The organism is Phenylobacterium sp. (assembly GCF_036264965.1).
Lineage (GTDB): Bacteria > Pseudomonadota > Alphaproteobacteria > Caulobacterales > Caulobacteraceae > Phenylobacterium.
In genome coordinates this window covers 1-7,130 of record NZ_DATAPY010000132.1, presented here as the reverse complement: position 1 = coordinate 7,130, position 7,130 = coordinate 1, and the positions used below count along the sequence as shown (strand labels likewise).

The 7,130-nt window shown below is 68.2% G+C and carries 5 protein-coding genes; 3 read left to right on the top strand and 2 right to left on the bottom strand.

Annotated features, from left to right (window positions below):
* Positions 1-418: 418 nt before the first annotated feature.
* Both VHS75_RS17760 and sppA read left to right on the top strand, forming a co-directional pair.
* Positions 419-1,066 carry a response regulator transcription factor gene (locus VHS75_RS17760; protein ID WP_329639948.1) on the top strand — a complete coding sequence of 216 codons (648 nt, stop codon included), beginning with the start codon at positions 419-421 and terminating at the stop codon, positions 1,064-1,066.
* Between the two features lie 120 nt (positions 1,067-1,186).
* On the top strand, positions 1,187-2,962 hold the full coding sequence (gene sppA, locus VHS75_RS17755; RefSeq protein ID WP_329639947.1) for a signal peptide peptidase SppA: 1,776 nt from the start codon (positions 1,187-1,189) through the stop codon (positions 2,960-2,962).
* 3 nt (positions 2,963-2,965) lie between these two features.
* On the opposite strand, the gene VHS75_RS17750 is transcribed toward sppA, so the two are convergent.
* Positions 2,966-3,997 (bottom strand): retropepsin-like aspartic protease, encoded by a 1,032-nt coding sequence (locus VHS75_RS17750; RefSeq protein WP_329639946.1) that lies wholly within the window; start codon positions 3,995-3,997, stop codon positions 2,966-2,968.
* A gap of 137 nt (positions 3,998-4,134) precedes the next feature.
* Between VHS75_RS17750 and VHS75_RS17745 the strand changes: the two genes are divergently transcribed.
* The gene (locus tag VHS75_RS17745; RefSeq protein WP_329639945.1) at positions 4,135-5,322 is read left to right on the top strand and encodes an aspartyl/asparaginyl beta-hydroxylase domain-containing protein; all 1,188 of its coding nucleotides are present in this window, start codon (positions 4,135-4,137) and stop codon (positions 5,320-5,322) included.
* Between the two features lie 132 nt (positions 5,323-5,454).
* Here the strand turns inward: VHS75_RS17745 and VHS75_RS17740 are convergent.
* A partial coding sequence (locus VHS75_RS17740; RefSeq protein WP_329639944.1) for a TonB-dependent receptor domain-containing protein occupies positions 5,455-7,130 on the bottom strand: 1,676 nt, incomplete at its 5' end.

The window sequence follows — 7,130 nt, the reverse complement described above, 5'->3', positions numbered from 1 at the left end:
TTTATCCATCGGACTACGTCTTAGGTATGAGCTTGGATCAGGATGGTCCATCTGGCTATAGCCAGTTGGCTAGCGCCCATTGGCCGACATGGCAGACTTGGGAGGAAACCCGCTATTCAGGCCGTGAATTGGCAGGTGCTGAGAATGCACTGGCTGGGGTGTATGCCGGTTCCCATATGGGCTGGCGGAGAGGCTGGCCCCGCAGGCCGCCTCTCTCCCACATCGCGAACCGGATCGCCGAGGTCTCGTCCCGAAGCCGCGGCGCATACGGAATCGCGCCGTGGGCGCCATGGCCGAACCTGATTGGCCACAACCGACCCGTTCGAGTCCCGCCGACGGCGCGCATTTCGCGATGCGACCCCGACGGACCGGAGACCTCGCGGCGGGTCCATCGATCGATCGCTGGACGCGCCATAGAATGCGACTGCTTCTCGTCGACGAGCATCCCTTAATCCGGGACGCTCTGGAAGGCCTGCTCCGCCGGACGTTTCCGGACGCGGAGATTTTGGTGCTGGAGTCCATCGCGGACGCCAGAGAGGCCGTGCGCCGTCAGCCGGTCGATCTGATTGTCACCAACCTCCTGAGCCGACACCCGGCCGCGCTGCATGACCTGGGCGATCTGGTGCGCGAGGCCGCGCCGGCCAGGGTGGTGGTTTTTGGCGAGCGCGTTGCCGGCTCCGCCTTCCGGCAGGCGCGGGCGTCCGGCGTCCATGGCTATGTGCCGGCCACCTACCGGCCGGAATTGGTCGGCGCAGCGATTAGCCTGGTCCTGGCCGGCGGCGACTACTTCCCCCATCTGCCTCACGTCGATCCGCGAGGGCCCAGCCCGAACGGCCATGATCTGCACGCCCGTCTTTCCCTGCGTCAGCGCGACGTCTTCCAAGCGCTGAAGGCCGGCAAGAGCAACAAGGTGATCGCGCGCGAGCTGATGATCTCGGTCGCCACGGTCAAGCAGCACGTCCAGGCGATCCTCAAGCTCTCCGGCGCCCGCAACCGCACCGAGGCCGCCGCGATCGCCGCCCAGGCCGCGGCCGGTTCGGGTCCGCCGAGCAACCTGGCGGGATGATCGGCGCTGACGCCTCGGCGCACGCCCGAAAGCACGTCTTCCCGCCGCCGAATTAGTGTGCGAGACGCGAGCCCAGGACTTACACAGTCGAAGTCTTCCTAGGGCGCGTGCGAATCCAAGATGAAGCAGTTCCTGATCACCGCCGCCGGGGTCTTCGCGGGCTTGCTGATCTTCATGATCGGCGTGCCCTTCGTGCTGATCTCCATGGCCGCCGCCGCCGCTGGCCCCTCGCCGACGCCGGCGAAGGCGGTCCTGGAGCTCGACCTGCGCGACCCGCTCACCGACCAGTCGGCGCAGAGCACGCTGGCCAGCTTCGCCCGCCGCGGGCACTCGGCCATGTCGATCCTGGAAGGCTTGCGCCGCGCGGAGACCGACGACCGCATCAAGGCCGTCCTCGTGCGTCTGCCGGAGGGCGGCATCGAGCCCGGCCTGGCCGACGAACTGCGCCTGGGCCTTAAGCACTTCCGCACGTCGGGAAAGCCGATCATCGCCCACAGCCAGGGGCTCTATCCGTCGGGGTTCGTCACGGCCAGCTACATGATCGGCGCCGCCGCCGACGAGCTCTGGATGCAGCCGGGCGCCTCGTTCCAGGTCACGGGCCTCGCCAACGAGGATCTGTTCTTCAAGCGGCTGTTCGACAAGTACGACGTCAAGCCCGACTACGAGCAGCGCTATGAGTACAAGAACGCCGTCAACGGCTACCTCTATGACGACTATACGCCGGCCCACCGCGCCGCGGAGCTCTCCTGGCTGAGCTCGATCTATTCGACCGACATCGCCGCCGCCGCCGGCGACCGCAAGCTCGATCCGGCGGTGCTGAAAACCACGCTGGAGGCCGGCCCCTACCTGGCCGAGGACGCCGTCGGCCTGCATCTGATCGACCATGTCGGCCAGGTGCATGAGGCGCAGCAGGCGCTGATCAAGCGGGCCGGCGACGGCGCCCAGATGGTCGATTTCGAGGACTATGCCCACAGCCGCCTGCCGCGCGATCACGGGACGGGGCCGGCCGTCGCCGTCATCGAGGCCGAAGGCGACATCGTCGACGGCAAGGACCAGGGCGGCAATCCCTTCGCCGGCGGCTCCAGCATCTACGCCGACGACCTGAGCCAGGCCTTCTACGACGCCATCAAGGCCAAGGACGTGAAGGCCATCGTCCTGCGGCTGAACTCGCCGGGCGGCTCCGACACCGCCTCCGAAGAGATCCTGGCCGCGATCCGCGCCGCCAAGGCCGCCGGCAAGCCGGTGGTGGTCTCCATGGGGACCTACGGGGCTTCGGGGGGCTACTGGGTCTCGTCGGAGGCCTCGGCCATCGTCGCCGAGCCCTCGACGCTCACCGGCTCCATCGGGGTGTTCGGCGGCAAGTTCGCGATCGGCCCGGCGCTGGCCAAGTTCGGCGTCGACGTGCGCCAACTCGGCGTCGGCTCGTCCTATGCCGGCGCTTTCGGCATGGGCCGCGAGTTCACGCCGACCGAGCGCGCCGCCTTCTCCAAGTGGATGGACCGCATCTACGACAACTTCGTCCAGCGGGTGGCGACCGGCCGCAAGCTCTCCCCCGACCGCGTCCGCGAGATCGCCAAGGGTCACGTCTGGACCGGCGTCCAGGCCAAGGAGCTCGGCCTCGTCGACCAGATCGGCGGTTTCTACGACGCCGTGGACAAGGCCAAGGCCCTGGCCGGCATCTCCGGCGAGGCCCGGCTGAAGCGCATGTCGCCCTCCAACTCGCCGATCGAGGCGGTGCAGAAGATGCTGGGCGTCTCGGCGACCTCGGCCCGCACGCTGGCGGCGGCGGCCTGGGTGTTCGGCGATCCCCGCGCCCAGGGGATCATCGACGAGGTGTCCCAAGCCCGCCTGCGCAGCCAGGGCGCCATGGTGCTGGCGCCGACACGGGTCCACTAGGCGCTAGTAGAAGGCGGTCTTCGGCGCCCGCTCCCCAGGGAGCGCCGGGGTGAACACCACCACCTTGCGGCCGAAATCCAGCGCCACCTCGTGGAAGTGACGCAGCACGTCGATGCCGATGAGGATCGCCGGCCGGTCGTTGAGCTTCCACAGGTCGAAGATGTGCAGGTCGGCGAAGACGCCCAGCACCTCATAGATCTGCATCCCGCCCAGGCGCAGCACCGGCAGCGGCGCGAACTCGCCCATCGCCGTCTGGCCGGTGGCGCTGATCAGCGGCACGGGCGCCAGCCGCACCCCGAACTCCGGATGGGTGTGCACCACAGCGTCGCGCAGGACGCGGTTGCCCACGGTCACCTGCGCCCCAGAGTCGATGAAGGCGGAGACCCGCACTTCGCCCACCTGGGCGTCGAGGATCACCAGCTGGCCGTTGCGGTAGGCCGCGCTCACCGGGATCGGGGCGTTGTAGGCCGGGATGCGCGAATTGCGCCCCTCGCCGACCTCGACGCCCGTGCCGGAAGCGGAGATCTCGAAGCGGTTCTCGGCGAATTGCAGCGACATGCGCCGACCATGCAGGATGTCGACGCCTAAGAGGCCGTCGGCCCCCAGCCGCTCGCGCGACAGCACCGGCAGGGTCAGGTCCTGGGACGACACGGAGCCGACCGACAGCCTGCGCACCTCCACCAGCTTGGCCGGTTCGGCGCCGGCGATGCCGTGCACCTCGGCCTGTCCCGCGCCCGGCAGGTTGCAGGCCGCCGCGGCCTCGGTCGAAACCACAGTGCGGTTGGCGCCGGTGTCGACCACGAAACCGTAGGGGCCCCGACCGTTCAGCAGCACCGGCACCGTCATCCGCTTGGCCTTGTCGAAGGCGGTCTCGAGCTGGGCGGTCCCGTCGGGCGGGGCCGGCGGCGTCACCGGCCCCGTGTCGGTGAGGTTGATCGAGATCAGCTTGCGCGCCGCGGGCGTGGCGCAGGCGCCCAGCAACGCGGGCGCGAGCGCGGCGGCGAGGCCGCGCCGGGACCATCCTTGCCCTGACATTCCGACTCCCTTTGGCGCGAGCTTGCCCCCGGCCCGCGGAAAGCGGAAGCCGGTTGCGACGAACGCGGTCCGGGCCGAGCCGGGCGGCGGGCATATCGCGGCTTGCCGCTGGGCGGCGGGCTTGGCATCAATCGCCCATGCCCGAGCCTTCGAACCCCACCGCGACCGTGGACGTCCAGGCCGCCTGGCAATCGGGCGCGCAGGCGCTTCGCGAGAACCGTGGGACCGAGGCGGAAAGTTTCTTCCAGCAGATCGTCGACGCCGGTCAGGCGACGGCGGCGGTCTGGATCGCCATCGCACTGGCGCGCAAGGGCGGCGGGGACGGGAGCGGCGAACGGGCGGCGCTGGAGGCGGCGCTCCAGCTCGAGCCGCGCGAACTGCGCGCCCTGATCATGATGGCGGACAACTATGCCGAGGCTGGCGACGCCCGTGCGGCCGATTCCTACTACATCGCCTTCGCCAAGCTGGCGGGCGGCCACCCCGCCTGGCAGGCGGAGGCCCGCCGCGCGCGCGCCGTGTCCGCGGAGTTCTCAGCCTCCTACGAAAAAGCCCTGCGCCAATCCCTGGCCTCGCACCCGCTCGACGTCCCGCAGGGCCGTCGCATGCGCCGCGCGCTCGACCTGCTGCTGGGCAAGTCCGAGATCTATCTGCAGCAGCCGCGGAACTTCTATTTCCCGGAGCTGCCCAATATCGAATACGCCGACCGCGAGGCCTTCCCCTGGCTCGACCGGGTCGAGGCGGCTGCCGGCGACATCCGCGCCGAACTCCTCAAGGTGCTGGAGGACGATGGCTCCTTCTCGCCCTACGTCGAGGCCGAGCCCAACCGGCCCAGCTTCAACGACAACGGCCTGATCGGAAATCCCGACTGGAGCGCCTTCTACCTGTGGAAGGCCGGGGCGCCGCTGGCTGAAAACGCGGCGCGCTGTCCCAGGACCATGGCCGCCCTGGCCGAGGCGCCGCTCTGCCGCATTCCGGGGCGCACGCCTTCGATCCTGTTTTCCCTGTTGCGGCCGGGCATGCACATCGCCCCGCATCACGGCTTCATGAACGCGCGCTACATCTGCCACCTGCCGCTGATCGTGCCGGACGGCTGCGCCATGCGGGTGGGGTCGCAGACCCGCGCCTGGACCGAGGGTCACGCCTGCGTCTTCAACGACAGCATCGAGCACGAGGCCTGGAACAGGAACCCCGACCATCTGCGCGTGGTGATGATCTTCGACGTCTGGCGTCCGGAGCTCTCCGCCGCCGAGCGCGACTTCGTCTCCTCGGTCCTACAGGCGGTGGACAGCTACGGCCCCGGCGGCGCGGACGCCGCCCTGCCTTAGGGCCAATCGACATTCACCGGCGCAGCCTCTCCCCCGCGAAGCGAAGAGGGCGAGGCGTCTGACGTACGGCGCCTAAAGAAAAAGGGCGGCGGATTGCTCCGCCGCCCGATCTCTTTGACCGTGATCGTCGACTTAGAAGTCGGCGGTCAGACCCACGAACATGAAGCGACCGAGCGCATCATAGACTTGCGGGAAGGTGTTGCCGTTACAGAAGGTGGCGGCGCAGTTCGAGCCGGTCAGCGGCGGGTCCTTGTCGAACACGTTGTTCACGCCGAGCCGCAGGTTCAGGTTGTTGTGGACCGTGAAGCTGGCTTCCAGATCGATGTAGTTCTGCGAGGCCAGGGTCCGCTCATTCGCGAACTGGTTGCCGACCGCGTTGAGCTGCGGGTTCGACTGGTAGGCGTCCAGGGTCACCTTGGCGAAGTAGCGCCACTTGGCCCGCAGGCTGAGGGACTTGAACCAGTCGCCGTAGCTGTACGGCGTGTTCCAACTCAGCGAGGCGGTGTGACGCCATTCCGGAGCCGGCGTGCCGCAGACCAGGCCGTAGAGGCCCTTACAGTCGTAGCTGGCGCCGCCCGGCAGCGGCTGGGTGATCAGGCTGTCCAGCCACGTGCCGACCACCGAGGCCGAGATCGAGCCGTTATCGCCCAGACCGAGGTTCGACAGGTCCGTGCGGTAGGAGGCGTTGAAGTCGACGCCCGTGGTCTTCAGCGAGCCGGTGTTCAGGGTGGTGTCCTGCACGAAGCCCTGGTTCGAGAGCCACAGCGAACCGTTGGCGTCGCGGTGGACCAGGTTACAGAAGGTCGGGTTCGCCGTGTTGACGCACTGGGTCAGGATCAGGTTGGCGCCGTAGCCGCCGATGAACTGTTCGATCCTGATGTCGAAGTAGTCGGCCGACAGGTTCAGGCCGGGGATGAACTTCGGCTGCCACACCACACCGGCGGTGTAGGTGTCGCTGATTTCCGGCTTCAGGTTCGGGTTACCGCCCGTCTGACCGTTGTACTGGTTGGCCGGGTTGGCCTCGATCGCCAGGACCTGCGCGGTGGTCAAGTGGAAGATGGTGGCGCAGTTGGCGATCTTGGCCGCATTGGCCGCCTGGTTGGCCGCGAGGCCCGCGCAGGGATCCTGGTTGCCGTCGAGAACGACGTTCTGCGGCGCGAACAGCTCGATGACGTTCGGGGCGCGGACCGCGCGGTTGTAGCCGGCCCGGAAGCGCAGCCCGTCGATCACTTCCCAGTCGCCCGACACCTTGTAGGTGTTGGTGTTGCCGATCGAGGAGTAGTCCGAGAAGCGGTAGCCGAGTTCCAGGGACAGGTCCTTGGCGAAGGGCATGTCGCTGATCAGCGGGATACGAGCTTCGCCGAACAGTTCGTAGACGTCGAAGCCGCCGTTCACTGGCGGGTTGGCGCCGCCGTTGCCGTTCACCAGGCCGTTGTTGGCCAGGAAGTCGGCGACGGTGTCGAGGTGCTCGCGGCGATACTCGGCGCCGAACGCCACGCCCACGCCTTCCGAAGCCCAGGGGCTCTTCAGGCCGTAGTCGGCCAGCTTGCCGGTGAAGGCCAGGCTGACGACGCGCTCGGTGGTGTTGGTGAAGTTGAAGCTGTTGATCGACAGGAAGTTGATCGCGGCCGGCGAGATCAGCTGCGAGGAGAAGATGTTGATCGGCACGCAGCCCGGATCGGCGCCGGCGGCGCAGACCGGCTGGCCGTTCGGCCCGGTCACCGCGTTCAGCGACTGGTTGATGCGGGTGGTGTCGAAGTTGCCGGACTGGCGGTTCTGCGACTGGACGGCGCCGTATTGCAGGTAGC

Bases quoted from the DNA above. Each gene is read 5' to 3' on its own strand.
- VHS75_RS17745 (WP_329639945.1), top strand. From the start codon at position 4,135: ATGCCCGAGCCTTCGAACCCCACCGCGACCGTGGACGTCCAGGCCGCC.
- VHS75_RS17760 (WP_329639948.1), top strand. From the start codon at position 419: ATGCGACTGCTTCTCGTCGACGAGCATCCCTTAATCCGGGACGCTCTG.
- sppA (WP_329639947.1), top strand. From the start codon at position 1,187: ATGAAGCAGTTCCTGATCACCGCCGCCGGGGTCTTCGCGGGCTTGCTG.
- VHS75_RS17750 (WP_329639946.1), bottom strand. From the start codon at position 3,997: ATGTCAGGGCAAGGATGGTCCCGGCGCGGCCTCGCCGCCGCGCTCGCG.